1 pseudogene is annotated in these 287 nt (G+C 61.3%); it reads right to left on the bottom strand.

Features of this window, described 5'->3' with window-relative positions:
• Positions 1-287, bottom strand: a pseudogene (locus RTW80_RS28815) ([protein-PII] uridylyltransferase); the annotation flags it as partial.

The following is a 287-nucleotide window of genomic DNA, read 5'->3' as shown; positions in this document are numbered from 1 at the left end:
GCTCAAGGAACGATTTACGGTCGGTATGGGTCGGCAGGAAATTGACCTCGGTATCGACGGTAAAGTGGCGCAGTTTTGCCGCCTGACGACGCGGCTGCGGAGGTTGCCAGCTGCGCTGGGTAATGGCCTGCTCAAGGCCAAAGCGTATCCCCTCATGCCTGTCCGACGACAGCGGGCTGCCGTCCGGCTCCAGCACAATAAAGGTGTCCATCGCCATGCCGTCGCGGGTGGTAAAAATCTGCGCGTCGTGCACGCTCAGGTTACGCCTGTCCAGCTCGGCACAGACC

The sequence above is a fragment of the Escherichia sp. AM3 genome (genome assembly GCF_032029835.1).
Taxonomy (GTDB): domain Bacteria; phylum Pseudomonadota; class Gammaproteobacteria; order Enterobacterales; family Enterobacteriaceae; genus Escherichia; species Escherichia coli.
The sequence above is the reverse complement of the archived record's forward strand: the minus strand, read 5'-3'. Positions and strand labels throughout refer to the sequence as shown.